25 protein-coding genes, 1 tRNA gene and 1 pseudogene are annotated in these 26431 nt (G+C 71.6%); 11 read left to right on the top strand and 16 right to left on the bottom strand.

Features of this window, described 5'->3' with window-relative positions:
• Positions 1 to 5: 5 nt before the first annotated feature.
• The 13 genes from OTB16_RS19695 to OTB16_RS19640 form a co-directional block, all read right to left on the bottom strand.
• Complete coding sequence (locus OTB16_RS19695) at positions 6 to 1031, bottom strand: acyl-CoA dehydrogenase family protein (protein WP_267721572.1); 1026 nt, start codon at positions 1029 to 1031, stop codon at positions 6 to 8.
• Positions 1031 to 2098 (bottom strand): bifunctional MaoC family dehydratase N-terminal/OB-fold nucleic acid binding domain-containing protein, encoded by a 1068-nt coding sequence (locus OTB16_RS19690; protein ID WP_267721571.1) that lies wholly within the window; start codon positions 2096 to 2098, stop codon positions 1031 to 1033. The genes OTB16_RS19695 and OTB16_RS19690 overlap by 1 nt, the downstream gene beginning before the upstream one ends.
• Positions 2095 to 3267: an acyl-CoA dehydrogenase family protein gene (locus tag OTB16_RS19685; RefSeq protein WP_267721570.1), complete on the bottom strand. Its 1173-nt coding sequence runs from the start codon at positions 3265 to 3267 to the stop codon at positions 2095 to 2097. The genes OTB16_RS19690 and OTB16_RS19685 overlap by 4 nt, the downstream gene beginning before the upstream one ends.
• 202 nt (positions 3268 to 3469) lie before the next feature.
• Positions 3470 to 3781: a hypothetical protein gene (locus tag OTB16_RS19680; protein WP_267721569.1), complete on the bottom strand. Its 312-nt coding sequence runs from the start codon at positions 3779 to 3781 to the stop codon at positions 3470 to 3472.
• Positions 3782 to 4447: 666 nt separating this feature from the next.
• Positions 4448 to 4864 (bottom strand): DUF6344 domain-containing protein, encoded by a 417-nt coding sequence (locus OTB16_RS19675; protein ID WP_267721568.1) that lies wholly within the window; start codon positions 4862 to 4864, stop codon positions 4448 to 4450.
• Between the two features lie 429 nt (positions 4865 to 5293).
• The gene (locus OTB16_RS19670; RefSeq protein WP_267721567.1) at positions 5294 to 5485 is read right to left on the bottom strand and encodes a hypothetical protein; all 192 of its coding nucleotides are present in this window, start codon (positions 5483 to 5485) and stop codon (positions 5294 to 5296) included.
• Positions 5416 to 5691: a serine hydrolase gene (locus tag OTB16_RS39645; protein ID WP_420717747.1), complete on the bottom strand. Its 276-nt coding sequence runs from the start codon at positions 5689 to 5691 to the stop codon at positions 5416 to 5418. The genes OTB16_RS19670 and OTB16_RS39645 overlap by 70 nt, the downstream gene beginning before the upstream one ends.
• Before the next feature lie 164 nt (positions 5692 to 5855).
• Positions 5856 to 5945: transfer RNA gene (locus OTB16_RS19665), tRNA-Ser, on the bottom strand.
• A 50-nt stretch (positions 5946 to 5995) separates the two neighbouring features.
• Positions 5996 to 6976, bottom strand: coding sequence for a trypsin-like serine peptidase (locus OTB16_RS19660; protein ID WP_267721566.1), 981 nt, complete (start codon positions 6974 to 6976; stop codon positions 5996 to 5998).
• Between the two features lie 215 nt (positions 6977 to 7191).
• Positions 7192 to 8241 carry a YeiH family protein gene (locus OTB16_RS19655; RefSeq protein WP_267721565.1) on the bottom strand — a complete coding sequence of 350 codons (1050 nt, stop codon included), beginning with the start codon at positions 8239 to 8241 and terminating at the stop codon, positions 7192 to 7194.
• Positions 8241 to 8789 carry a cysteine dioxygenase family protein gene (locus tag OTB16_RS19650; protein ID WP_267721563.1) on the bottom strand — a complete coding sequence of 183 codons (549 nt, stop codon included), beginning with the start codon at positions 8787 to 8789 and terminating at the stop codon, positions 8241 to 8243. The genes OTB16_RS19655 and OTB16_RS19650 overlap by 1 nt, the downstream gene beginning before the upstream one ends.
• A 79-nt stretch (positions 8790 to 8868) precedes the next feature.
• Positions 8869 to 9774: a LysR family transcriptional regulator gene (locus OTB16_RS19645; protein WP_267721562.1), complete on the bottom strand. Its 906-nt coding sequence runs from the start codon at positions 9772 to 9774 to the stop codon at positions 8869 to 8871.
• 90 nt (positions 9775 to 9864) lie between these two features.
• Entirely contained in the window at positions 9865 to 11481 is a 1617-nt protein-coding gene (locus tag OTB16_RS19640; RefSeq protein WP_267721561.1) for a S1C family serine protease, read from the bottom strand.
• 199 nt (positions 11482 to 11680) lie between these two features.
• On the opposite strand from OTB16_RS19640, the gene OTB16_RS19635 reads away from it, so the two are divergent.
• From OTB16_RS19635 to OTB16_RS19625, 3 genes and pseudogenes are all read left to right on the top strand, one after another.
• Entirely contained in the window at positions 11681 to 12508 is an 828-nt protein-coding gene (locus OTB16_RS19635; RefSeq protein ID WP_267721560.1) for a glycerophosphodiester phosphodiesterase, read from the top strand.
• Between the two features lie 85 nt (positions 12509 to 12593).
• A pseudogene (locus OTB16_RS19630) lies at positions 12594 to 13198 on the top strand (ATP-binding protein).
• 232 nt (positions 13199 to 13430) lie between these two features.
• Entirely contained in the window at positions 13431 to 14405 is a 975-nt protein-coding gene (locus OTB16_RS19625) for a DUF5926 family protein (protein ID WP_267721559.1), read from the top strand.
• Positions 14406 to 14585: 180 nt separating this feature from the next.
• On the opposite strand, the gene OTB16_RS19620 is transcribed toward OTB16_RS19625, so the two are convergent.
• Both OTB16_RS19620 and OTB16_RS19615 read right to left on the bottom strand, forming a co-directional pair.
• A complete protein-coding gene (locus OTB16_RS19620; RefSeq protein WP_267721558.1) occupies positions 14586 to 15158 on the bottom strand; it encodes a hypothetical protein in 573 nt (190 codons plus the stop codon).
• Between the two features lie 110 nt (positions 15159 to 15268).
• A complete protein-coding gene (locus OTB16_RS19615; RefSeq protein ID WP_267721557.1) occupies positions 15269 to 16030 on the bottom strand; it encodes a bifunctional DNA primase/polymerase in 762 nt (253 codons plus the stop codon).
• Between the two features lie 472 nt (positions 16031 to 16502).
• On the opposite strand from OTB16_RS19615, the gene OTB16_RS19610 reads away from it, so the two are divergent.
• On the top strand, positions 16503 to 18032 hold the full coding sequence (locus OTB16_RS19610) for a PP2C family protein-serine/threonine phosphatase (protein WP_267721556.1): 1530 nt from the start codon (positions 16503 to 16505) through the stop codon (positions 18030 to 18032).
• A 92-nt stretch (positions 18033 to 18124) separates the two neighbouring features.
• On the top strand, positions 18125 to 19591 hold the full coding sequence (locus OTB16_RS19605; protein WP_267721555.1) for an aminopeptidase P family protein: 1467 nt from the start codon (positions 18125 to 18127) through the stop codon (positions 19589 to 19591).
• A gap of 165 nt (positions 19592 to 19756) precedes the next feature.
• On the opposite strand, the gene OTB16_RS19600 is transcribed toward OTB16_RS19605, so the two are convergent.
• The gene (locus tag OTB16_RS19600) at positions 19757 to 20104 is read right to left on the bottom strand and encodes an ATP-binding protein (RefSeq protein WP_267721675.1); all 348 of its coding nucleotides are present in this window, start codon (positions 20102 to 20104) and stop codon (positions 19757 to 19759) included.
• A 161-nt stretch (positions 20105 to 20265) separates the two neighbouring features.
• Between OTB16_RS19600 and OTB16_RS19595 the strand changes: the two genes are divergently transcribed.
• From OTB16_RS19595 to efeB, 6 genes are all read left to right on the top strand, one after another.
• A complete protein-coding gene (locus OTB16_RS19595; RefSeq protein ID WP_267721553.1) occupies positions 20266 to 21090 on the top strand; it encodes a hypothetical protein in 825 nt (274 codons plus the stop codon).
• Between the two features lie 114 nt (positions 21091 to 21204).
• Positions 21205 to 21930: a YcnI family copper-binding membrane protein gene (locus OTB16_RS19590; protein ID WP_267721551.1), complete on the top strand. Its 726-nt coding sequence runs from the start codon at positions 21205 to 21207 to the stop codon at positions 21928 to 21930.
• A gap of 68 nt (positions 21931 to 21998) precedes the next feature.
• Positions 21999 to 22652: an SCO family protein gene (locus tag OTB16_RS19585; RefSeq protein ID WP_267721550.1), complete on the top strand. Its 654-nt coding sequence runs from the start codon at positions 21999 to 22001 to the stop codon at positions 22650 to 22652.
• Positions 22649 to 23116 (top strand): copper chaperone PCu(A)C, encoded by a 468-nt coding sequence (locus OTB16_RS19580; RefSeq protein WP_267721549.1) that lies wholly within the window; start codon positions 22649 to 22651, stop codon positions 23114 to 23116. The genes OTB16_RS19585 and OTB16_RS19580 overlap by 4 nt, the downstream gene beginning before the upstream one ends.
• 22 nt (positions 23117 to 23138) lie before the next feature.
• Complete coding sequence (locus OTB16_RS19575; RefSeq protein WP_267721547.1) at positions 23139 to 25127, top strand: copper resistance CopC/CopD family protein; 1989 nt, start codon at positions 23139 to 23141, stop codon at positions 25125 to 25127.
• Complete coding sequence (efeB, locus tag OTB16_RS19570) at positions 25052 to 26410, top strand: iron uptake transporter deferrochelatase/peroxidase subunit (RefSeq protein WP_420717745.1); 1359 nt, start codon at positions 25052 to 25054, stop codon at positions 26408 to 26410. The genes OTB16_RS19575 and efeB overlap by 76 nt, the downstream gene beginning before the upstream one ends.
• Positions 26411 to 26431 lie beyond the last annotated feature (21 nt).

Genomic DNA, 26431 nt, shown 5'->3' with positions numbered 1-26431 from the left:
ATGTCTCAGCCCTCCTGCGCCAGTACGGCGCCCAGTTCGGCCAGCAGCTCGCTGCCGCAGCCCAGGTACGCGTCCAGCTGGCGCCCCCACAGGAAGTGCCGGTGGACGGGGTGCTCCAGGTCGGCGCCCATTCCGCCGTGCAGGTGCTGGCCCGCGTGCACGACCCGCTTGCCCGCCTCCGAGGCCCACCAGGCCGCGGTCAGCGCGTGTTCACGGGCGGGCAGGCCCTGGTCTATGCGCCAGGCCGCCTCGTAGGCGGTGACCCTGATCGCCTCGGTGTCCATGTACGCGTCGGCGGCGCGCAGCATGACGCCCTGGTTGGTCGAGAGGGGCCTGCCGAACTGCTCGCGGGTGCCGGTGTACTCCACGGCACGGGCGAGCGAGCCCGCGCAGACGCCGGCCTGGAGTCCGGCGAAGGCGGTGCGGGCGCCCGCGAGTACGTCCTCGTAGGCGCCTGCGGAGCCGATCCGCTCGGCCTCGGCTCCGGTCAGCGTCAGCCGGCCCGCCGACCAGGGGGCGGTGGTCTCCACCGGGGAGGTCCGTACGCCCGGCGCGTCGGTCCGTACGAGCCAAAGGGCCCGGTCCGCGTCCGGGACCAGTACGTGCGTGGCCTCGCGCAGCCAGGGCACGGCGGGGGCGGTGCCGGACAGCCGTCCGCGCTCGGCGGTGATCCGGCCGCGAGCCGGGAAGGCCCCTGTGGCGACGGCCTCGCCGGTGGCCAGGGCGGGCAGCAGGCGGGCCCGCTGTCCGGCGCTGCCGTGCGCGGCGACCGGGAGCACGCCGTAGGCGCAGGTGGCGGCGTACGGAACCTGCGCGGTGGTGCGGCCTTGCTCCTCCAGCAGCAGGACCAGGCCCAGGAGGCCGACGTCCTCGACGGCCGCGATCAGCCCGGCCGTGGTGAGGGCCTTCCACAGCTCGGCGTCGCTGCCGCTGCCCGCGGCCGCGAGGCGTTCGTGGGTGGCGAGGTCGCCGAAGATCCGGGCGGCGAGTCCGGCCGCCGCGGCCTGCTCCTCGGTGGGATGGAAGTCCATCAGCCCTCGCTCCCGCGGAAGACGGGGAGTTCCAGGTCGTCGTCGACGCGCAGGAACTCCAGGTGGACCGGCAGGCCGATGCGGACCTCGTCGTACGGGACGCCGGTGATGTTGGTGATCATGCGCACTCCCTCGGCGAGCTCGACGAGGGCGACCGCGTACGGTCCGCCGCCCGCGGCCGCGGACTGCTCGTGCGCCGTGAAGGCCGGGAAGGACGGGTGGTGCATGACGACGTAGCTGAAGACGGTGGCGGCGCCGGAGGCCTCGACGGTGTCCCAGTCGAGCGAGGCGCAGGAGTTGCAGCCGGGGAGCCACGGGAAGCGCGGGGTGGCGCAGGCGGTGCAGCGCTGGATCAGCAGCCGGTGCTCCCGGACACCGTCCCAGAAGCCCTGGTTGTCGCGGTTGACCACGGGGCGCGGGCGCCGCGGCTTGGGCTGCGCCGACTCGACGGGCTTCACGGGGGCGGACGCGCGGGCGGGGGCTGCTGCTGGTGCGTACTTCAGGATGCGGAAGCGGTGCGTTCCGGCGAGCTCGCCGTCCGCCCGGACGTCCGTGCGCGTGGTCACGAAGTGACCGGTTCCCAGTTTGGTCGTCTTGCGCGGCGATACGGACTCGATGACGGCGTCGAAGGTGACCGCCTGGCCCGGCCGGAGGGGACGCAGGTACTCCTGCTCGCAGTCGGTGGCCACCACCGAGGTGAAGCCGGCGCCTTCCAGGACCGCGAAGAGCTCGTCGTAGGCGGAGGAGCGGTCGGTGTGGCCGGAGAGCCCGCCCATCGTCCAGGCCTGGAGCATGGTCGGCGGGGCGATGGCGTCCGGTCCGCTGTAGGCGGGATTGGCATCGCCCATCGCCTCGCACCAGTGGCGGATCATCGGTTCGTTCACGGTGTCCTTGCCGCGGCCCGCTGTGGCGGCCGGTCGCCCCTCGAAGGCCGCCAGCAGCGCGTGGAACCGGTCTGCCGCCCCGGCACGCCCGGCTTCGGACTTCCCAGCTCCGGACTTCCCAGCTCCGGAACTCCCGGCTCCGGAACTCCCGGCCGCAACCCTCCCGGCCGCGTCTGCCGTCATCGCTTCCTCCCCTTCATCCCCAGCCGCATCATGGCGACGATCTCCCGCTGCACCTCGCTGACCCCGCCGCCGAAGGTGTTGATCTGCGCGGCCCGGTTCATCCGCTCCAGCTCGCCGCCCTCGAAGGACTCGCTCCCCGGTCCCCGGATCAGGCCCTCCTCGCCCACCACCTCCTGGCACATCCGGTACACCTCGACGGCGGACTCGGTGCCGAGGAACTTCACGCCGCTCGCGTCCCCCGGCGCGAGGTCGCCTCCGCCGACGTCCTGGACCAGCCGCCAGTTGAGGAGGCGTACGGCGGCCAGCCGCGCGTACGCCTCCGCGAGCCGGGACCGCACCCACGGCAGGTCGGCGGGGCGCTCCCCGGTCACCGGATCAGGAGTGCGGGCGTGGGCGAGGGCGGCCCCGTAGAAGTCCTCCGCCTGCATGCCGATGGCTGCGAGGGCCACGCGTTCGTGGTTGAGCTGGTTGGTGATCAGCCCCCAGCCCCCGTGCTCGGGTCCGACGAGGTTGCCGGCCGGCACCCGGACGGAGTCGTAGTACGTGGCCGTGGTGGTGAGCCCGCCGACGGTCTCTATGGGGGTCCAGGCGAAGCCGGGGGCCTGCGTGGGCACCAGGATGATCGAGATGCCCTTGTGCTTGGGGGCCTGCGGGTCGGTGCGGCAGGCCAGCCAGATCCAGTCCGCGTTCTGGGCGTTCGAGGTGAAGATCTTCTGCCCGTCGATCACCCAGTCCCCGGTCCCGTCGGAGCCTTCGTCGCGGACGGCACGGGTGCGCAGCGAGGCGAGGTCGGTGCCCGCCTCGGGCTCCGAGTAGCCGATGGCGAAGACGATCTCCCCCGCGAGGATGCGGGGGAGGAAGAAGTCCTTCTGCTCCCGCGTCCCGTACTTCATGAGGGTCGGCCCGACGGTGTTGAGCGTCACCATGGAGACGGGGGCGCCGGCCCGGTAGGCCTCGTCGAGGAACACGAACTGCTCGGCGGGGCCACGGTCCTGGCCGCCGTACTCGGCGGGCCAGCCTAGGCCCAGCATCCCGTCGGCGCCGATGCGGCGCAACAGTTCGCGCTGGTCGGCGGGGTCGTCGGGCACTCCGTCCGGCAGCAGGTCCTTGAAGTACGTCCGCAGTTCGGTACGGAGCCGCAACTGACCATCGGTCGGAGCGAGGTGCACGGCGCTGGCCTCCCGGCATCACATCATCGAGTAAATCTGACTGTCCGTCAGTTCTACCTGTGGTGTCAAGGTCGCAAGCGTGGCAACGATGCGCACGGGGCGCTCAGGGCGGGCCGGCATGCGCGAGGGCGCCCGCGCTACCGGACCCCAGCCGGTCCGGTCGCACGGGCGCCCTCAACAGTCGGAGCGGCTCAGGCCGCGCTCACCACCAGGGATGGAAGTTGACCGCGACGTTCGAGTTGGTCTGATGGATGGCTGTAAAGGCCGAGCCGTTGACCTGGGCGGTGTTGTTCTGGTTGGACGCGCCGGAGCCGGTGGCCACCTGCTGCGAGGTGGAGGAGTTGCCGTGGTTGTTGCCGCCCACGCCGCTGCCGATGACGCTGGCGACGCTCGCATTCGATCCGTCGTTCGCGAAGGAGCCGTTGTCGGCCGAGGCCACACCGCCGAAGAGGGCGACGGCGAGGGGGAGAGCGGCGGCAGCGGCGATGACGCGGGCGGTACGGATGCTTGCCATGTCTGAATCCTCCAGGAAACCGAAGTGGGACTTGCACCGGGGCAGTTGGCCGACCGCCTCGGTCGTTCCGTGTGGGACGACGTCGCGACACCAGAGCTGCCCACCGAATCCCCGGCGAACCGTCCCGGAGCCCCCGATTCCCCCGCAAGTATGACCAACATCGGATAAACCCTATTCACGCCCCCGATGCCCCGGGTCAACGTCCCGGACGCGGGCAAACCCGTGCCGCACAAGGGATGAAGCGTTCCGTCAGATCAGCGTGTCCCGGACATGCCGAAAAGGGCCGCGTCGTCCGGGAACCCCACCGTCTCCCGGGCATGCGGCCCTGCGATACCAAGCTTCGCGCCCCCTGCACGCCCCCGGCGCCCGCCGGGGTGATCCATCCGTGCCCCAGTCCTGGGGCACCGCTCGGCGCGATCCACGGCCACGAATGACCGGGCTCCAGCGCCTGTTACCAGTCGCGCTACCTGCTCCTGCTTCCTACCTACTACTCCTGCCGATCCTGCCGTTCCTGCTCACGCACGTCCTCGCGCGCCGGATTCGGCGCGTACTCCTGCTGCCTGCCGCCTGCTGGTACTGGTACTGGGCACTGCGGCTCCTGCTCGGTGGCGGCGTGTACGCCTGCGACACCGGATCGGATCTGCGACCACTGCGGGCCACGGGGAACTACGCGGCGAGCGCGAGCGCTTCCCGGGCGGCGCCGGCGGGGGATCCGGTCGTGGTCAGAGCACCGGCGGGGGATCCGACCGGGATCTGCACCGCGGCGGACGATCCCGATCCGGCACCCATGGCAGCAGCGGTGGTGGAGCGGCGGACGGACGGGGTCTTGCCGTGCGCCTCGGCGCGGATCCGCTGCTTGATGGTCGGCGGGAGCGAACCGCCCCGCATCATGGCCCTCCACGTCCGCCGGGCCGTGACGGCCGCCCGGCGCGTGGTGGCGGCCGCGGGGGCCGGAACGGCGGGGGCGGAGACGCCGGGGACCGCCGGGGCGGCCTTCCCGCCGAAGCCGAGGGAGGCGAGGAGCGCCACGAGTGCGGCGAGGACGGCGGTCCAGATCGAGGTGACGGTGCTGCGGTAAGCCATGACGAGGTGCCTCATTTCGCGATGTTCTGACGGGCGGATCTGAATACATTCGTCATGATGTGGGCGCAACCGCACGACCCCCACGACGCGCGCCGATCTTCCGACAAACACCACCCAAAAGGCTCAAAGAGGCTTTTACGGCCCTTTGGGCAGCCGCCCGGGACATCCCCTGGGAGGCACGGCTCTTCCCGGCGCACCGCCGCAGGACCCGGCCTCAAGGGCGCCGGCGCCGACTTGCGGGCGGGGCGGAGCGGGGGTCTACTCCGACCCGACGGGCACCGGAGCGGGCCAGAGATGATCGGGGGGCACGATGAAGGTGACGGCGTTCCCGGTGATCGAAGACAGGTTCTTGCCCTGGTAGTCCACGTCGGAATTGACGAGTACGACGAGCGCGGCCTTGGCGGCGGGGAGCTGGCCGGCTATGGACTCTTAGCCGGGGATCTTCCCGTTGGGGCCGAGCCGGCCGTTGGTGTTGGGGATCCCCAGTCCGTACGAGATCCCGGGGACCCCGGTCGGGAGCGTCCGGAGCCGTTCGGCCTGCGTCTTCTCGGTCAGCAGCCGTCCGTCCGCCAGCGCCGGCGCCGGCGCCCAAGAGTGCAGGTCGTCGAGACTGGAAACCATCGCCCCGGCGGCCCACCCCCACGAGGGGTTCCAGTCGCTGGCGTCGGTGACGGCACCGCCGGGCGTGAAGTCGGTGTACCCGTGGGCGTACGGGTCGGGAATGACGCCGTCCGTGGGCAGCAGGTGCTGTTCAGCTTCAGCGGGGCGAACACATGGTCCCGCAGGTAGTCGCCGAGGGCCTGCCCGCTGACCTTCTCCACCAGCATGGGGTTCGGTCAGACGTCACCGAGCCCCCGAAGGCGTCACTCCCACCGCAGGAGCGCTCGCCCCGCCGTCCGAGCGACGGGCAGCACCCAGGCCGCCGAGGGCAAACCGCAGAGGGCACGACCCCCACCGGAGTCGCGCCCTCTGACCTGCTACTTCACTCACCTGGCGGTGGGTGTGGGATTTGAACCCACGGTGACATCGCTGCCACGACGGTTTTCAAGACCGTTCCCTTAGGCCGCTCGGGCAACCCACCTGGCCGGTACAGAGTACCGGGCTGCGGCGGGCGCCGGGGCGGGTGCGGAGTCAGGCCGTCTGGGCCTTGTCGTAGGCCGCCTTGGCCTCGTTGCCGAAGTACGGGCCGTACATGCGGTTCGGCAGGAAGGTGTAACCGAAGCTGTTCACCGAGACCTGGGTCCCCAGGCCCGTGGCTTCGTTGAAGTCCTGGAACCAGGGGCCGCCGCTGGAGCCGCCCGTCATGTTGCAGGCCAGGCTGTGATCCTTCGTCAGGAGGAAGTCCTTGCCGCTGTTGCCGCTGCAGTAGACGAGCTTGGAGCCGTCGTACGGTGCTGCCGCGGGGAAGCCGAAGGAGTACATCCTCTTGTTGTAGCCGCCATTGAAGAGGATGCCCTGGGCTCCGACGGCCTGGGTGAGGGTCTGTCCGTTCAGCGGGGCCACGACGGCCAGGCCGACGTCCATGTTCATGTCCTCGCTCGCGGCCCACTGGTCGGTGGCGAAGGTCTTGGTCGCCGACCACTGGCCGTAGGGCGCGGTGCCGTTGCTGTAGGCGGGTACGAAGACCCAGTTCGTGTGCCAGGCCCCCTGGTACTTCACGCAGTGGCCGGCCGTGATGACCGTGCCGCCGTTGGCACTGGTGATCGAGTCACCGGAGCAGGACGCGGTCCGGCCTCCCATCGTGAAGAAGACCCGGCCCGAGGTCTTCACGACCGCGCCGCCGCCCGTCCACGCCCCTCCCGCCTGCGGGAACGCCGTGGGGGAGGCCGTACGGGACACCGGGGACGGGGCCGTCGGCGTGATGGCCGTGGGGCGGACCGACGCGGCGGCCGAGACGAGCGGGCCGTCGGACGGGCCGGGGACCGCCGTGATGTCCAGCGCGGTGGCGCCGCGCATGCGCTCCGCGGTCCAGAAACCCGGCGCGTGCTGCTGCCGGAAGGACGCGGGCGTGGAGCTGTCCGCGGCGGCCACGGGAGCCGCGGCGGTCAGGACGCCCGCGATCAGGGCGCCCGCCGATAAGACGACGGACAAGACGGTGTGATGACGATTCACGCAGGACTCCTTCGGCCGTGCCCGGACCGGGGCAGGGTGGGGGTGAAGAGCGGTCGGTGCGGATCGGCTCTGCGCAGTGCGGTGCGGTGCGGTGCGGTGCGGTGCAGTGCGGCTTGCCGGGGCAGCGTGGCACGGCCGCGCGTCGATGTCAGGAGGCAGTCGGAACGTTCGGTCGGTTCTGGCCAGCAATTGGCCAAGTCCCCGCCGTTCACGGCTCATACGGTGAGCAGCACGCCCACGTACGAGGCCCCGGCCACCACCACCCAGGCACAGAGACCCAGTGCCGCGGCCCGCCCGCCCGTACGGGCCAGCGTCGGCAGGTGCACCGCGCTACCCAGTCCGAACAGGGCCGCCGCCAGCAGCGCCTCCTGCGCGGTGTGCGCCCACTCCAGGGCCGCGGCGGGCAGTACGCCCGTGGCACGCAGCGCGGCCGCCGCCAGGAACCCGGCCACGAACAGCGGTACGGGGGCGGGCCGGCGCCCCGAGGGGGTGCGCACCCCGCGCCGCCGGGCCCGGACGGAGAAGGCCACGGCGGCCACCAGCGGGGCGAGCAACGCCACCCGCATCAGCTTGACCAGGACCGCCTCGCCGAGCGCGCCCGGGCCGGCGGTCTGCGCGGTCGCCACCACCTGGCCGACGTCGTGGACGCTCGCACCGACCCACCGCCCGAAGGCTGGGTCGGAGAGCCCGAGCGGGCTTTGGAGCAGCGGCAGGACCGCGATGGCCAGCGTGCCGCACAGGGTCACCAGCGCCACCGAGGCGGCCACGTCCTCCTCGTCGCTGCCCGACACCTCGCTGACCGCGCCGATCGCGGAGGCCCCACAGATCGAGTAGCCGGTTGCGATCAGCAGCGGCTGGTCTCCCGGCAGTCCGAGCCTGCGGCCCAGCCAGAGCGTGCCGAAGAAGGTGGCCGCGACCACCCCGGCGACCATGGCCACCGTGGCCCAGCCCAGCCGCAGCACCTGGTCCAGGCCCAGTCCGAGGCCCAGCAGAACGATGCCGATCCGCATGAGCCGACGTCCGGCCAGGGAGAGTCCCGGGCGCGCGGGTCCACGTACGAAGCTCCGCAGGCCGGGCAGGTGCGCCGCGGCGATGCCGAGCACCACCGCGGCGGTGAGCATCGGCACTACGGGCAGTGCCCGGTGGACGAGCCAGGCAGCCAGAGCCCCGCCGGCGGCGGCTGCCACACCGGTCCAGGTGGCCGGTGTTTCACGTGAAACAGTGCGGGCCGCCGCCGCTCCCTGAGGGCGGTGGAGAAGCGCCATCAGTCGACGGGGAGCGTGTAGGAGCGGCGGATGCTGGTGCCCAGACGGGATACGTCGGCGCCGTACACGTGCAGGGATATGGCTTTGGCGGAGCAGGAGTTGCGGACCTTGTGGATGTCACCGGGCGGAGCGAACCCGCAGACCTCGCCCTGGCCGTTGACCACGTCCTCCGTGGCCACCAGCCGGGCCGTTCCGGCGCCGGGTGCCAGCCGGTAGCGCCGTTCGCTCTCCTCGCCCTGGTGCACTCCTGCCACGCACCACGACACGTGGTCGTGGATGCAGGTCTCCTGGCCGGGCAGCCACACCAGGGCCACCACGGAGAAGCTGCCGTCGGACTCGGCATGCAGGATGTGCTGCCGGTACCGGTCCGGGGAGCCTTCGCTCTGAGCCGGGGTGAGCAGGTCGGGCGCGCCCAGGTGCGGTGCGAGGCGTTCGCCGACGAGGTACGCGGTCAGGTCGGGAGCCAGGCCCCGGTCCACGACCATACGGATCTCACTGACGAGGGCGGCCATCCTCGTGGTGGGAGGGGCCGGCGTGGTGGTGGTCATGTCGGCAGCGTCCTGCGGACGTTCCATCACGTCCAACGACAGTTATGACCCGAAGTCCCAAGCACCGCTTATGGATCGGTCAGCAGCCCACCCGGTTCGCGGCCACCTGCTTCAACGCGTCGAGCACCACGGCCGTCGCCGGGATGCGCAGGTGGTCCCGGTAGACGTAGGCGGCGATGAGGCGGCGGGCGGCGGGCTGGAGCGCCCGCCCGCAGACCCGGCTGAGGGACAGGGAGGGCAGTACCAGCGCGGGCATCATCGCCACGCCCAGGCCCTGCGCGACCAGGCTCTGCACCACCAGATTGTCGTCGGTGGCGAAGCGGATGTCGGGTACGAATCCCAGCTCGGCGCATTCGTGCAGCAGGTTCGCCCGGCAGCGCGGACAGCCCGCGATCCACCGCTCCTCGGCCAGGTCGGCCAGGTGCACGGCCCGTCGCCGCGCCAGCGCGTGCCCGGCCGGGAGCAGCACCGTCAGCTGGTCCTCCAGCAACCTGACCTCGGCGACCTCCTCAGGGATCTCCTCGTGCAGCCCCGGGTAGGTGAAGGCCAGCGTGATGTCGCACTCTCCGCGTTCCAGCCTGCGCAGGGAATCCGGGGGCTCGCACTCCAGCAGCTCCACCTGGATGCCGGGATGGTCCTTGGCCAGGCCGCTCAGCGCCTCGGGGACCAGGGTGGCGTTGGCGCTGGGGAATCCGCACAGCCGGACCCGCCCCGTGCGCAGGCGGGCGTACGCCTTCAGCTGCGCTTCGGCCGCGGAGAGGCTGCCGAGGATGGTCTCGGCGTGCCGGGTCAGGGACTCCCCCGCCTCGGTGAGCCGCATCCCGCGGCCCACCCGGGTGAACAGCGGTGTGCCGACGGCGCGTTCGAGCGCCTTCATCTGCTGGGTGATGGCTGGCTGGGTGTAGCCCAGGACGCGGGCCGCCGCCGAGTAGGACCCGGAGGCCACGACCGCGTGGAACGTCCGTATGTGCCGGGAATCGAACACGAGCGAAGCATAAGCGGACGTTGGGAGGGGCCGTAGGCGGAATCCCGCCTACGACCCCTCATCAACGAGCCACCGAACTGCCCGATTCGGCTACTTGTCGCCGACCCGCGAGCCGAGAGTGATGTCGACCGTGTTCGGCTTGCCGCCGCGCTGGTAGGTCAGCTTCACCGTGTCGCCGGGCTTGTACGTCCAAATCATGCTGATGAGCGTCGGTCCGCTGTCGACCGGCTTGCCGCCGAACTCGGTGATCAGGTCGCCGGGCTTGAGGCCCGCCTTGCCGGCCGGGCCGTTCGGGTCGACCAGCTCGTTGACGGGCGCTCCCTGCTCGGAGATCTTGGCGCCGGCGACCTTGGCCTGGAGGTCGACGGAGACCAGGATCACCGGGTACACCGGCTGGCCCGTCTTGATCAGCGATTCGGCAACGTTCTTCGCCTGGTTGATCGGGATGGCGAAGCCGAGGCCGATCGAGCCGGCCTGGCCGCCGCCAAAGCCGCCGTTGCCGGCCGACTGGATGGCGGAGTTGATGCCGATGACCGCGCCGCGGCCGTCGAGGAGCGGGCCGCCGGAGTTGCCCGGGTTGATCGAGGCGTCCGTCTGGAGGGCGCTCATGTACGAGTTCTTGCCGCCGGAGCCGTCACCCGAGGCGACCGGGCGGTTCTTGGCGCTCACGATGCCGGTGGTGACCGTGTTGGACAGGCCGAAGGGCGCGCCGATCGCGATGGTGGAGTCGCCGACCGCCACCTTCTCGGAGTCGCCGAGCGGCAGCGGCTTGAGGCCGGCCGGCGGGTTCTTCAGCTTGAGCACGGCGACGTCGTAGCCCTGGGCGCGGCCCACGACCTCGGCTTCGTACTTCTTGCCGTCGGAGAACGTCGCGGAGAGCTTGCCGCCGTTCGCGGCGGAGGCCACGACGTGGTTGTTGGTGAGGATGTGGCCCTGCTGGTCGTAGACGAAGCCGGTTCCGGTGCCGCCCTCGCCGTCGCCGGCCGAGGCCTCGATGGTGACCACGCTGGGCAGCGCGCCGGACGCCAGCCCCGCGATGGAGCCCGCCTCGCGCTTGAGGTCCTTGGGGGTGTTGCCCGCGCTGATCGTGGTCGAGCCGGTGCCGTTGTTGCTGCGGTCGGCCGCCCAGTAGCCGACGCCGCCGCCGATGCCGCCCGCGAGCAGAGCCGCGACGAGGACGCCCGCGATCAGGCCGCCCTTGCCCTTCGGCTTGGGCGGCGGAGTGCCGTCGGCGCCCAGCGGGGCGCCCCAGCCACCGCCGTGGCCGCCACCGCTGTAGGCCGGGACGGTGGGGGGCGGGGGCGGCCAGCCGTCGGCGCCGTGCGCGGACCCGGGGCCCTGGCCGTACGCCGAACCCTGGGCCGGACCCTGGCCGTAGTGGCCCTGCCCCTGGCTCTGGCCGTAGTCCTGGCCCTGCGGGGCCTGGTCGTACGCGGGAGCGGGCGCCTGACCGTACGCCGGGGCGGGGTACGCCGGGGCGGGCGGGATCTGCTGCGTCGGCTCGGTCCCCGGAGGAGCCGTCGGCGGAAACTGCCGGGTCGCCGGCTCGGAGACGGGCGGAACCGGCGCGAAAGCGGGCTGCTTAACCGGCGCGGAAGCAGGCTGCGGCTGCGGAGCCCCGGCCTGCGTCTCGGAGGCCGGAGCAGGTGGTACGGACGGGGCCGCGGGATGCTGGGGGGCCGCGGTGCCCTCGTTCTCGTTGCTCACAGCGCTCTCTCCTCGTCACACACGGCTTCGGCAATCTCTGGCGATATAGGTCCGGCAGAACGTTCGACGTGCCGTACAAGTTCCTGGGCAAAGCCTTTCCCATGACCCGTCAGAGCACTGTAAGCCGGACCTGTGAGTCTCCCTGCATTCTTTATATCCGACATTTCGGACTCCTGGCAGGACTCGGCCCCGGCGTCCCATGCCCGCTCGATGGCACCATGACCCGGTGACCCACGCAATGCCGCGCCCCATCCAGGTCGTCGCCCACCGCGGCGCCTCGGAGGATGCCCCCGAACACACTCTGGCCGCCTACCGCAAGGCCATCGAGGACGGCGCCGACGCCCTCGAATGCGACGTCCGGCTCACCGCCGACGGCCATCTGGTCCTGGTCCACGACCGCCGGGTGAACCGCACCTCCAACGGCCGCGGCGCCGTCTCCGCCCTGGAGCTGGCCGATCTCGCCGCACTCGACTTCGGCTCCTGGAAGGACCGCGAGGAGTCCCCGGACTGGGACGCCGACCCCGATCGCACCTCGGTACTCACCCTGGAGCGCCTCCTCGAGCTGGTCTCCGACGCCGGGCGGCCGGTCCAGCTGGCGATCGAGACGAAGCACCCGACCCGCTGGGCCGGACAGGTGGAGGAGCGCCTCCTCTTCCTCCTCAAGCGCTTCGGCCTGGACGCCCCGCCCGCCGCCGGCCCGCACCCGGTCCGGGTCATGAGCTTCTCCGCCCGCTCCCTGCACCGGGTCCGGGCAGCCGCTCCGACCGTTCCGACGGTGTACCTGATGCAGTTCATCTCGCCCCGCATGCGGGACGGGCGGCTGCCCGAGGGGGTGCAGATCGCCGGCCCCGGAATGCGGATCGTGCGCAACCACCCCGCCTTCGTCCGCAAGCTTCAGGCCGCGGGGCACTCCGTACACGTGTGGACGGTGAACGATCCGGAAGACGTTCGGCTGTGCGCTGATCTGGGCGTAGAAGCGATCATCACGAACAGACCCCGTCAGGTTCTGTCCCAGCTGGGACGCTGACGTCCCGTTTTGCGCTCCTGCCGCCTCCACCCCTCCGGTCACAGGTTGTGCCCCGGCGCATCCGCTCCGCATTCGATCGCCGCGAATGCGTCAGAGGGCCCCGCTACGGCGGTTTCCGGTCCAGGCCAATGGGGCATCCAGACCATGCGTGGGGCTAAGGAGGTTCCGGGGGTGGCGTTGGTGGTGGCACAAGAAGTGCCCACGTCGTCGTGCATGGTCGTATGCCATGGCCCTGTCGGCGTGGGCGAGGCGAGACACCGGATGCGCGAGGAATTGCGCCTCGGCGGGGTGTCCGAATCGATCGTGGACGATGCCGTACTGATCCTTTCCGAACTGCTCAGCAACGCCTGTCGACACGGCAGGCCGCTGGGCTCACGGGAGATCGGTGACGGCGAGATACGCGCCGCATGGCGTGTCGACAAAGCGGGGCGGCTGACGGTGGAGGTCACGGACGGGGGCGGGCCCACTCGCCCTGTTCCAGCCACGCCCTCGGTCACCGCGCGCGGCGGCCGGGGGCTGAACATCATCAGCGCCCTGGCACAAAACTGGGGTGTCCGGGACGGAGCGGCGGGTGAGGTCACCGTCTGGGTGATCATCGCCTGCGGGGCCCGGCACGACGATTTCGCTACGCGCGTTGCGCCCCCGGCGATCGACTTCGGCACGACCACCGGACGGCACGATTCCTCCTGACCGCGGAATCGGCCGACGGCCGGCAGTCGGTCAGAAACGACAACAACCGACCGCAGCTGACAACAACCCGCCGTCAACGGAGCGGAGAGCAGTCCGGCCATCGACACAAGCGGCCGTCCGGGAGCGCACGCCGACCGTGCTCCCGGGCCGCACCCACCGGTACCGGCGGTGCGAACGGCTAGGCTCGCGCCCAGACACGACGCCGTACCGCCGCAACCGGGAGACACCCACGATGGCCAAGAAGCGCCCCGCAGCCAAGACTGCAAAGCCGCAGCTCAACAACGGTGAGATCCCGGTGGTGGGCGCTCGCGAGCCCTGCCCCTGCGGATCAGGGCGCCGCTACAAGGCGTGTCACGGCGCGGCCGCCGCGCACGCCGTCACCGAGCACGTGCAGCGCCCCTTCGAAGGCCTGCCCGGCGAGTGCGACTGGGTCGCGCTGCGCGAGCTCGTCCCCGCGGCCACCGTGCCGCTCACCCTCAAGGCCGGTCTGCCCGAGGGCGTTCCGTCCGTCACGCTGGTGACCGTACTGCCCCTGGCCTGGCCGGCACTGCGCCGCGAGGACGGGTCCGTCCTGCTGGGCCTGCAGAACGAGTCCTCCACCGGGGACCTCGGCCGCGACATGGCCGACACCCTGGAGCGCGCCCTCGCCGCGGAACCGGGCACTCCCGTTCCGGCCCGTCGAGTTCCCGCCGAGGGCCCGCGGCTTCAGGACCTCCTGGACTCCGACGGCGGTTTCGAGCCGGTTGTCCACACCGGATTCGAATTCTGGATTCCGGAATCGGAGAACGCGCAGAGTGCCTCCCCGGAGATCGCCGCCTCCCTCGAGCGCGCGAACGCGGCGGCCATTCCCACCGTCAAGCTGGCCGGCGTGGACGCGGCCTACTGGTGCGAGACCCCGGACAAGAACCACCTGCGCTGGGTCATGCCGCACCCTGAGGAAAAGCTGCTCGACGCGCTCGCCCGACTGCACGCGGCCGGCACGTCCTCGCTGGGCGAAGGCACCCGACTCGTCGGTTCCTTCCGTGCGCACGGACTGATGGTCCCCGTCTGGGACCTGCCCACCGGGGTCACGGCCGACGACGTCGAGAAGCCCGCCGCCGAGCTCGCGGAGCGGCTCGCCACGGCTCTGGCCACGGACGCACCGCTGACCACGGAGGAGCGCCGGGCGCGCGGCGGGCTCACCAACCGACAGGTGACCCTCAGCTGACCCCGGCGCCCGTGCGGGACCGGTGACCGGAGTCACAACTCCCGCTAATCGTCTGCAAATCGCTGTCTGAATATCAGAGATCGAATTTGCGAACAGGCGATCTCTTGTTACCGTTCTTGTAGCCCGGTCGCTGGTGCATCCCCCGTCGCCAGCGACCGGGCGCTTGATTTTCGGCGGTACTCAACCGTCGGACGGTGCCGGTGAGTTGCTCCCGGACCGCAGCAGCAAGTCGCCTTCATCATCCGGAACTGCAAACTCCGCTACGGCCGAGTAGCTTTCCGGTGTCCCGGCAGAGGCCTCCCTCGGCGTCTCGCACAGCCCCGGCTCGTCGCCCGCCCCGACCGCACACCGGATCTGCACCGTGCGTCCGGCCGGCCCCATCACGGTGAGCACGGCGTCCAGGGCTCGACCACTCGTGTTCCGGTAGTAACTACGGCCCCACGTAAGCCCTTCGCCGACGAGCACGCAGGTCTGCGCCTCCACACCGTGGGGCGAGGACAGCTCGGGTCCGCAACGGGAGTCCGTACGGGGCTGCTCGGCCGGCCCGGGCCCCTCGCGGCCCAGGGCGGCCGCCGGACCCGAGGGCGGCGCGGAACCGGTCCGCGGAGGGTACGAGAGCCCGAGCGTCGAGAGCAGCCCGCCGCCTTTCCCATCGTCCTGACCGGCGAAATCCGGGCCGGCGATCGCACCGGCGAGCGGAAGCGACAGGATGATCAACACACCGGCGCCGATACCGATCAGGCGGAGATTCATTCGCCGAAGATAGCGATCCGGGAATGGGGCGCGGAGGGCTCCGCGCCCCATTCCCTTGCAAACTCGTTCCGCTGGCACCCGTACGAGTGATCCGCCCGATCCAGGACGGATCAGTACGCGAGCCGGCTGCCGCCTCCCGGGGCGCCGCTGCTCGCCTCGACCAGCGCGTCCACGACCGCCTCGACCTCGGGCAGCCAGAGGGACCGGGGCGCGGCCGCGCCGGGCGAGACCGCCGCGCGCGTCAGCCGGGGCAGGGTGCGGGGCCGCGGCGTCGGACGCGGTTCCCGCTCCCACCGCACCTGACCGCCGCTGGACGCGGCGGAGGGCGGCAGCAGCACGTAGCCCCCCTCACCGTGGAAGCGCAGCGAGGACGGCACGTGGTCCTTGGCGTAGAGGAGTTCACCGAGCCGCTCAAGTGAGTACGGCGCCACCAGCAGCGACCACCGGGTGGGCGTTGCCACGACCGGCCCGAGGCGCATGCCCTGCGCGTCCAGCCGTACGAGGGCCTGCTCGGCGGCGCCCGCCGGCAGGCTCACGGCGCACGGGGCGGCGCCGCCGGTGGCCAGGAGGACGGGTGCGGTGGGCCGGTTGGTCCACCACCAGGTCACCATCCTGGGGTCGGTGGTGGCGGCGAGAAGCCCCGGGTCGAAGGGGTGTGCGCCGGGGACGACGCAGTCGGGGTCGGGGCAGGCACACCGCGATCCGTCCGCGGCCGACCGGCCGATGCCGGGCAGTACGGGCCACCGCCACGCGGTGGCGCAGGTCAGCGCGGCATCGAGGAGCGCCGGCGTGCCGCTCTCTCCCGAGGCCGGGCGCAGGGAGGGGAGCCGATCGCGGAGCCGCTGGAGACGCCTTCCGAGGATCTCGCGCATGAGCGCTCGTTCCTTTCCGTTGAACGCCGAGGGCCACATCACACCATGTAACCGATGTCTCACCACACGTACATGTTTTCGCGTCGCTGTCCGCCCTGTTCGCCAGAAGCGGGTTCGCACTGTTCGCGCAGGTTTCCTCGCGGTCCGTCGAACGTCCGGCGGGGACGGAACGCGCCCCACACCGGTACCGAGACCGGCTGCCGCCGTTGAGGACGACGGCCCGCGCCGGGCGGTTCCCAACGCCCGCCGGGCCGTCGCCGCGAAGGGGCCGCGGCGCTGCCTGATGACCGACGGATGACCGTCGGGAGGCGTCAACTGGCCCCGGGCGCTGCCGAATACGTACCCGGGCCCCTGGTGGAGCTCGCCCAGTCGACCGCAAAAACCGTCGGGTTCCAGCTTTTTCCGGCCAAGTTCTAGCCTTGGCTCGACCGTGAGTTGCCGTTCCGCGAACACCAGAATTGGCACCTGGGCAATGCTGGACATGCATCCACGTGTGCGTGTAGATGTGGATTCCTTGATGGCGGCGCAGCACGATCTGGGGGTTTGCGATGCTATATGGCGAATCGCACCAGGTGGAAAGGCGGACGCCATGAGCGCCCCGCATCTGCCGAAAGTGGCTGGAATCGATCCGGCAGTTACCGCGTCACCGCAGACTGCGGCGCCCGCACCCGCCCGGAGCGCGCCCGCGGCGGTGCCTGCGCCCGCCCCGGGCAGCATCATCCAGGACCGGCTCGCGGGCATGGTCTCGGACCTCACCACCCTCCACGAGCTCACCGAGCGCCTGGCCCGGGCCCATGACCTCGACTCCTCCCTCCGCGAGTTCCTGCGCGCCGGGGCCGCCCTCGTCGGCGCCCGCCGCGGTCTGATCGTCCTGGAACCCTCCGACGGGCTGGGCCCCACCACGACGATCGGCCTCGGCCTCGGCCACGCCGACCTCGGCCACATCGAGACCGTGCCGCGCAGCGCGACCTCGTACGGCCGCATCCTCGACGGACTCCCGGATGCCGAAGGGGGCTCCGAGGTGCTTCCCGAACCGGGTGCGCCCGCGGGCACCGGTGGCTTCGCCGCCCCCGTCGACCCCCGTCACCGCGAGGTCGCCGCCCGCCTCGGGTACGCCGCCAGCTACGCGCTGCCGCTCACCGCCGAGGCCACCGGCCGACTCGGCGCGGCCGTGTGGCTGTACGACGAGCAGGCCGAGCCGAGCGACCGACAGCGCGACCTCGCCGGACTGTACGTACGGCACGCCGCCGAGCACCTGGCCCGGATGCTGGAGGTGGAGCGCTCCCGCTCCAGCCTGGCCGCGGTCGCCGAGGAACTGCTGCCCAGCCGGCTCCCCCGGATCCCCGGGGTCCAGCTCGCCGCCCGCCACCACACGGGGCCGCGTGGCGGCGGGGACTGGTACGACGCCCTGCCACTGCCCGAAGGCGCCCTGGGCCTGGCCGTGGGCTCCGTCACCGGGTCCGGGCCCAGCGCCGTCGCCGCCATGGGCCGGCTGCGCGCCTCACTGCGCGCCTACGCCGTCATGGAGGGCGAGGACCCCGTCGCCGTCCTGTCCGACCTGGAGCTGCTGCTGCGCCTGACCGAGCCCGCACGCTCGGCCACCGCGCTCTTCGCCTACTGCGAGCCCGCCCAGCGGAAGATCATTCTGGCCGGGGCCGGGCACACCCCGCCGCTGCTCATCGGCGAGCAGCGCACCGAGTACGTGGAGACCTCGCTCTCCGCGCCGCTCGGGATGCTGTCCTGCTGGGAGGCGCCGAGCGTGGAGATCGAGCCCGCTCCCGGAGAAACGGTGCTGCTCTACACGGACGGGCTGCTGCGCCGCACCGGCGACCCGATGGACCGGGCGTACGCCCGGCTGCACGCGGCGGCCGCAGGGGTTCCCCGCGCCGTACGGGACGATCCGGCGGCCCTGTGCGACCACATCCTGCGGACCGTGCTGCCCGAAGGGGAGCCGGCCGACCTTCCCGAGGACATCGTGCTGCTCGCTGCCCGATTTGAGTGATATGGCACATGCCCGCCGGGCGCCTTCCGCTCACACATACGATGGATGAGGTCCACACCCAGGTCCGTGCCTGTCGTAGCTGAGGAGAAGACGTGGCTGACGAGCTCACCCCGGAGACCCCGGAAGAAGAGCAGCCCAAGAAGAAGCACAAGCAGCGCAAGAACGGTCTGTACCCGGGCGTCAGCGACGAACTTGCCGAGAGCATGCGCACCGGCTGGGCCGACACCGAGCTGCACGGGCTGGAGCCGATCCCCCAGGCCGCGCACACCGCAGCGCGCCGGGCCGCGCTGTCCGCACGCTTCCCGGGCGAGCGCCTCGTCGTCCCCGCGGGCCGTCTCAAGACGCGCTCGAACGACACCGAGTACCCCTTCCGCGCCTCCACCGAGTACGCGTACCTCACCGGCGACCAGACCGAAAACGGCGTCCTTGTCCTGGAGCCCACGGGCGAGACCGGCCACAGCGCCGCCGTCTACCTGCTGCCCCGCTCCAACCGGGAGAACGGCGAGTTCTGGCTGTCCGGACAGGGTGAGCTGTGGGTCGGCCGCCGCCACTCCCTCACCGAGGCCGAGCAGCTGCTGGGGATTCCCGCGCGGGACGTCCGCGAGCTCGCCGAGGCCCTCACCGAGGCCGAGGGCCCGGTCCGCAACGTGCGCGGCCACGACTCCGTGATCGAGTCTGCTCTCACCGACAAGGTGACCAAGGAGCGCGACGAGGAGCTGCGCGTCTACCTCTCCGAGGCCCGCGCGGTGAAGGACGACTTCGAGATCGGCGAGCTGCAGAAGGCCGTCGACTCCACCGTCCGCGGCTTCGAGGACGTCGTGAAGGTCCTCGACAAGGCCGAGGCCACGTCCGAGCGCTACATCGAGGGCACCTTCTTCCTCCGTGCCCGCGTGGAGGGCAACGATGTCGGCTACGGCTCCATCTGCGCCGCCGGTCCGCACGCCTGCACCCTGCACTGGGTCCGCAACGACGGCGATGTCCGTTCCGGAGACCTGCTCCTGCTCGACGCCGGTGTGGAGACGCACTCCCTCTACACCGCCGACGTCACGCGCACGCTGCCGGTCAATGGCGCGTTCACCGACATCCAGCGGCAGATCTACGACGCGGTCTACGCGTCCCAGGAAGCCGGCATCGCCGCCGTGAAGCCGGGTGCGAAGTTCCGCGACTTCCACGACGCCTCCCAGCACGTGCTGGCCGAGAAGCTCGTCGAGTGGGGCCTGCTGGAGGGCCCGGTCGAGCGCGTCCTGGAACTCGGCCTGCAGCGCCGCTGGACCCTGCACGGCACCGGCCACATGCTCGGCATGGACGTCCACGACTGCGCCGCCGCGCGCACCGAGGCGTACGTCGACGGCACACTGGAGCCGGGCATGTGCCTGACGGTGGAGCCCGGCCTGTACTTCCAGGCCGACGACCTGACCGTGCCCGAGGAGTACCGCGGCATCGGCGTCAGGATCGAGGACGACATCCTCGTCACCGAGGACGGCAACCGGAACCTGTCGGCCGGGCTGCCCCGGACCTCGGTCGACGTCGAGGCCTGGATGGCGCGCCTCAAGGGCTGACCGAGCCGACTGGGCCGGCTGCAGCCGGCTTCACCGCCGTGCGGCCGCCATGGCGACCTGCTGCCGATGGGCGGGACCCCGACCGGGTCCCGCCCATCGGCGCACCCGGGTCGGCGAGCGTGCGTGCCGCACCCCGCCGGCCGGACGGGACCTTGACGGCGCTGCTTAGGAGACCTTCAGCAGCGCCCCGTCACGCCACTTCAGCATCTTGTCGAAACTCACCACCGCGCCGCGGCCCGGTCGGTTCCGGAAGCGCACGTGGTCGGAGAGTTCCGCGATCAGGTGCAGGCCCCGGCCGTGCTCGGCCAGGGCGGCTCTGCGGCGGGCCACCGTCGCGGCCGGGAAACCCGGACCCGAATCGGTCACCTCGATGCGGCAGCGGTCCCCGTCCAGGTAGGCCGTGACGTCGTACGCCTCGGCCCCGTCATACGGGAGATCGCCGTGTCCGCCGTGCTCCACCGCGTTCGCACAGGCCTCGTTCAGCCGATGCGGCGCGCCGGGGCCGCGAGGTATGCGGGGGGCGTGCGGCGGTGTTCTCGCAGGGGTGGCGGCGTGCGGGCCGGGGTCCGGGGTGTCCGTGCGCCGCGTGCGCGGCGTCCGCACAGGGGGGACTGATGGGACCTTCCGGACCTGCCGTATGGAGGGGCTGAGCGCAGTGCGATGATGACCGGGCCATGACTGCCCCCCACGCGACGCACGCCGGAGTCGGACTCCGGCTGATCCGGGCCGCGGTGTTCACCGCGGTCTGTGTCCTGCTGTCTGCGGCCGGGCACGCCCTGGCATCCTGCGCGACCGTGCCCTGGTGGTCGCTGTGCATCGGCTTCGTCGCGGTCTTCTCGGTCGCGGCCCCGCTCGCGGGGCGTCGGCGCGCCCTGCCCGGACTCGCCGTCGGACTCACCGCCGGACAGCTGGCCCTGCACGCGTTGTTCGGCCTCGGCCAGCACGGCGCCGCCTCCGCTGCGGCGCAGGCACCCACGCCGGTCTCGGCCGACGCCTCGCTCGCGGCGCTCGCCGCCCGCCTGGTGTGTGGAGGCAACTCCGTACCCGTCAGCCCGGCCGACGCCCGGCGGATCCTGGAGACCGCCGGTCTCGATCCGGCCGCCCTCGCCGCCCAGGCCACGGTGCAGGGCCACGGCGCGCACGCGCACCTGAGCCAGGCCGCCGCGGCGGCGCCCGACACCGGCCTGTTCAGTCCGGCCATGATGGCCGGACACCTGCTGGCCGCGCTCGGCGCAGGCTGGCTCCTCGGCCGTGGCGACGCCGCGCTGTTCCGGCTCATTGACCTCTCCCGGCTGTCCCGCAAAGCCGCCCCGATACGCCCGCTGCGTGCCGCGCTGGCCTTCGTACGCGCCCTCGGTGCCGGGCTCGCGGGCGCGGCCTCCCGTACGCCGCAGGCTCCGCGAAGCGGCTCCATGCCCGCCCCGGCCACCGGTCGGGCAACGCTCCAGCACACGGTGATCAGGCGCGGACCCCCCGTGGCGTTCGCCCTCGCAGCCTGACGCGGCACCCCCTCTCCTCCCCAGCGCACGGGGCGGGACCACCGGTGCTGCGAACTCCGTGCGCGCCCGCGCCCGGAGCCAACGCCACCCCTGCTTCCGTGGAGTGTTTCTGCCGTGAAGACCTCTCGTGTCTCCTTCGCCGCCGCCCTCGCCGCCGGTTCCGTCCTGGTCCTTTCGGGCTCCGCCTTCGCCCACGTCAGCGTGCAGCCCGGCGAGGCCACCAAGGGCGGCTACGCGACGATCAACTTCAAGGTCCCCAACGAGCGCGACAACGCGTCGACCACCCAGCTGGAGGTCAACTTCCCGGTCGACCAGCCGCTCACGTCCGTCATGCCGCAGGACATCCCCGGCTGGACCGTGAAGGTCGAGACGAGCGACCTCGACAAGCCGCTCACCGTGCACGGCAAGCAGATCACCAAGGCCGTCACCAAGGTCACCTGGTCGGGCGGCAAGATCGAGTCCGGCAAGTTCCAGCAGTTCCCGCTCTCCGTCGGCAAGCTCCCCGAGAACGCCGACCAGATGGTCATCAAGGCGATCCAGACCTACGACAACGGCGAGGTCGTCCGGTGGATCGAAGAGGCCAAGGAAGGCGCCGCGGAACCGCAGAACCCCGCGCCCGTCCTGAAGCTGACCGCCGCCAAAGCCGATGACCACCACGACGGCGGGCACAAGAAGGCCGACGAGGCCAAGAACACCGACAAGGACGCCACGGCGGGCCACGACGAGGCCGCGTCCGAGCACGCTTCCGACACGACCGCGCGGGCCCTCGGCATCACCGGCATCGTCATCGGGCTCGGCGGTGTCGCCTTCGGCGTCGCCTCACGCCGCCGCTCCGCCTGACCTGACGTGCCCGCGGGCACTGCCCTTCGGACCATCCATACCTTCCCCGATCCCAGGGACACCTCCTGATGCGCACCACACGTGTGACGATTGCCGTTCTCGCAACGGCGGCCGCACTCACCCTCACCGCCTGCGGCGGCGAGCCCGTCAAGACCGGTTCGGTCACCCAGATCTCCGGCGGTCAGAACACCACCAAGGCCGCGACCGTGCTGGATCGCCCCTTCGGCAAGCCGGACCTCGTCCTCACGGACACCACCGGCAAGCCGTGGAACCTGCGCGAGCAGACCAAGGGCAAGCCGACGCTCATCTACTTCGGCTACACCAACTGCCCGGACGTGTGCCCGCTGACGATGAGCAACATCGCCGTGGCCAAGAAGGCGCTCCCCCAGGCGGACCAGGACAACCTCCAGGTCGTCTTCGTCACCACCGACCCCGATCGGGACACTCCCGAATCCCTCGGCGCGTGGCTTCGCTCCCAGGATCCGGCCTTCACCGGCCTGACCGGGGACTTCGCCGCCATCCAGGCGGCCGCGCGCTCGCTCGGCATCGGTATCGAGGCCGCCACGAAGGAGGCCGACGGCAGCGTCGTCTCCATGCACGGCGCACAGGTCATCGCGTTCTCGCCCAAGACCGACGAGGGCTACGTCCTCTACGGCGAAGGCACCACCGTCGACGACTACACCAAGGACCTGCCGAAGATCGTCAAGGGAGAGAACCCGTGAACGCCCGCCCCACCCGCATCCTTGCCGTCGCCCTCTCCCTGACGGCCGCGCTCGCCATATCCGGCTGTTCCTCCGACGCGGAGAAGCCCGCGATGAAGGTCAGCCAGGGCTTCGTTCCCGAGCCCGTCAACGACAAGATGGCCGGCGCGTTCATGGTCATCAAGAACGGCTCCGCGACCGCCGACAAGCTCACCGGCGCGTCCTCCCCGCTCTCGGACGATCTCCAGATCCACGAGACGAAGGACCAGAAGATGCAGCAGGTCCCGTCACTGGACGTGCCTGCCAACGGTGAGCTCCGGCTGGAGCGCGGCGGAAACCACGTCATGTTCATGGGCCTCAAGGGCACCCCGAAGGTCGGCGAGAAGGTCACCGTCGAGCTGCGCTTCGAGAAGGCCGGCCCCGTGAAGGTCGAACTCGACGTGAAGGAGCGGACGTACACCGCGCAGAACTCCAACGCCCACTGACGGACCGAGGAACCGACACGCCATGACGGCCACCGCCCCCGCACCTTCCGCGTCCCGCGCCCATGCCACGGCACTCCTGCCACGGCTCGCGCTGGTCCTCGCAGCCCTGCTGGCAAGCCTGTTCACCGCGGCCTCCCCGGCCGCGGCGCACGCCGCACTCACCGCGAGCGACCCCAAGGAAGGGGCGGTGGTCGCCACGGCGCCCGCGCAGGTCTCGCTCTCCTTCTCGGAACAGGTCGCCATGGGCGACGACTCCATCCGCGTCCTGGACCCGCAGGGCAGGCGGGTGGACACCGGTGAGCTGCGGGACATGTGCAGCGGGCACATCATCCGCTACGGCACCGCCCTGAACTCCGGTCTGCCCGAGGGCACCTACACCGTCGCCTGGCAAGCCGTCTCGGCCGACAGCCACCCGATCTCCGGCGCCTTCACCTTCTCCATCGGCGCGCCCTCGGCCACCAATGTCACGCTCCCCACCCGGGAAGCGGGCGGCGGCCCGGTCGGCATCGCGTACGGGGTCGCGCGCTACGCCGCCTACGCCGGCTTCACCGTCCTCGTCGGCGGCGCCGCCTTCATCCTGCTCTGCTGGCGCCGGGGCGCCGCTGAGCGCCCCCTCCAGAGACTCGTCGTGCGGGCGTGGGTCACCCTCGCCGCAGCCACCCTCGCGATGCTGGTGCTGCGCACTCCGTACACCGGGTCCGGGCAGTTCGCCGACGTCTTCGACCTCGCCGGGCTGAGGACCGTCCTGGAGACGAAGACCGGGGCCTCACTCGTCTCCCGCCTGCTCCTTCTCGGAGCGGCCGCCTTGTTCATCGCCGTCCTCTTCGGTGTCTACGCCCGGCGCCAGCAGGCGTCCGGCACCGCCGAGGAAGACAAGGACACCAGCGACCTCACCTTCGGCCTGGGCATCGGCGGCGCCGTGGTCTCGGGCGGCATCGCGGCGACCTGGGCTCTCTCCGAGCACGCCTCCACCGGTATCCAGCCCGGGGTCGCGATGCCCGCCGACATCCTGCACCTCCTCGCCGTCGCGACCTGGCTCGGCGGCCTCACCTCCCTGCTCGTCGCCCTGTACAAGGTTCCCGGGATCGAACGCGAGGCGGTGCGGCGGTTCTCGAAGGTGGCTTTCGTCAGCGTGGTGGTGCTCGTCGTCACCGGCGTGTACCAGTCCTGGCGCCAGCTCGGCAGTTGGTCCGCCCTGACCGGCACCGACTACGGGCGGCTGCTGCTGCTCAAGGTCGGTCTCGTCGCCGTTCTCGTCGGCATCGCCTACGTGTCCCGGCGGTGGACCGGCCGACTGCTCGACACGCCTGTGGGCGCTGTCCGGGAGGATGCGCAGGCCCTTGCACCGCTCGATGTTCCACGTGAAACGGCCCACGGTGTTTCACGTGAAACGGCCTCTGTTTCACGTGAAACAGAGGCCGTCACGGTCTCGTCCGACCCCAAGCGCGCCGCCCAGCTCGCCCGTCAGCAGGCCGCAGTCGAGACGGCCCGCGCGAAGCGGGTCCGCGACGCCGAGCCGGACCGCACCGGGCTGCGTCGCTCCGTGCTCGCCGAGGCGGGGGTGGCCGTGGTCCTGCTGGCCGTCACCACGGTGCTCACCAGCACCGAGCCGGGCCGCGCCGTGGAGCGGGAGGCCGGACGTGGCTCCACCTCCACCGCCGTGCCGGATCGCGCGGTCAAGATCACCCTTCCCTTCGACACCGGCGGCCCGAGCGGCAAGGGCGATGTCCGGATCGAACTCGACCCGGGCCGGGTGGGCGCCAACACCTTCCACATCTGGGCCGACTCCCCCGAGGGCCAGCCGCTCGACCTCCCCGAGGTCAAGGTCGCCTTCACTCTTCCTGCCAAGGACGTCGGCCCGCTGCCGCTCGTTCCCGACCGCGCCGCGCCGGGGCACTGGACGGCCTCCGGGGTACAGCTTCCGCTGACCGGCGAATGGCGCATCGATGTGACCGTCCGTACCTCCGACATCGACCAGACGACCGTCCACAAGACCGTGAAGATCGGCTGATCAGCGTGACCGAAAGCAACCCCGACATCGAGATCTCCCGGCGCCGACTGCTGGGCACCGTCGGCGCCGCGGGCGCCGCGGGGCTCGCGCTCGGCGCCGCCGGCGGCGCCCTCGCGCACGCGGCAGCGGCCGGTTCAGAAACAGCCTCCGCCGGCGGCTCCGCCGGAACCCTGTCCTCCCTCGGCTCCACCCAGGTCGCCTTCCACGGCGACCACCAGGCCGGCATCACCACGCCGCTGCAGGCCAAGGGACACCTCGTCGCCTTCGACCTCACGGCCGGAGCGGGTCTCACGGAGGCCGCCGCACTGCTGCGGCGGTGGTCCGACACCGCACGGATGCTCATGGCGGGCGAGAACGCCCCGGACTCGGACACGGGCATCGCCCTCGACGCCGGGCCGTCCTCCCTCACCGTCACCTTCGGCTTCGGCCACTCCTTCTTCGAGCGCACCGGCCTCACCGCCCGCCGCCCCGGCGCCCTCGACGCGCTGCCGGACTTCTCCTCCGACCGGCTCGACGAGCGGCGCAGCAACGGTGACCTGTGGGTTCAGATCGGCGCGAACGACGGACTCGTGGCCTTCCACGCCCTGCGAGCCCTGCAGAAGGACGCCGGGCAGGCCGCCCGCGTCCGCTGGCAGATGAACGGATTCAACCGGTCTCCAGGGGCCACCGGCACCCCGATGACCGCCCGCAACCTCATGGGGCAGATCGACGGCACCGGGAACCCGAAGCCGGCCGAGCCCGACTTCGACAGGCGCGTCTTCGTCCCCGGCACGGGCCCCGGGCCGGCCGAGCACGCCTGGATGGCCGGGGGCTCGTACGCGGTCGTCCGGCGCATCCGCATGCTCCTCGACGACTGGGACAAGCAGTCCCTCGTCCAGCAGGAACAGGTGATCGGCCGGACCAAAGCCACCGGCGCCCCGCTGACCGGTGGCGGCGAGACCACCGAGCCGGAGCTCACCAAGATCGGAGCCGACGGGAAGCCGGTTATCGCGGCCAACGCCCATGCTCGGATCTCCGCGCCCGAACAGAACGGCGGGGCCGCCATGCTGCGGCGCCCGTTCTCCTTCCACGACGGGATCGGCCCCGACGGCGCCCCCGACGCGGGCCTCCTCTTCGTCTGCTGGCAGGCCGATCCGCTGCGCGGGTTCGTACCGGTCCAGCGCAAACTCGACCGGGGGGACGCGCTATCGGAGTTCATCCGGCACGAGTCCAGCGGCCTGTACGCCGTACCGCCCGCTCCCCGTCCCGGGGAGTACGTGGGGCAGCGGCTTCTCGAAGGGTGAACGGCACCCCGGCGCGAAGCA

This window comes from Streptomyces antarcticus (assembly GCF_026627255.1).
Taxonomy (GTDB): Bacteria; Actinomycetota; Actinomycetes; order Streptomycetales; family Streptomycetaceae; genus Streptomyces; species Streptomyces antarcticus.
The sequence above is the reverse complement of the archived record's forward strand: the minus strand, read 5'-3'. Positions and strand labels throughout refer to the sequence as shown.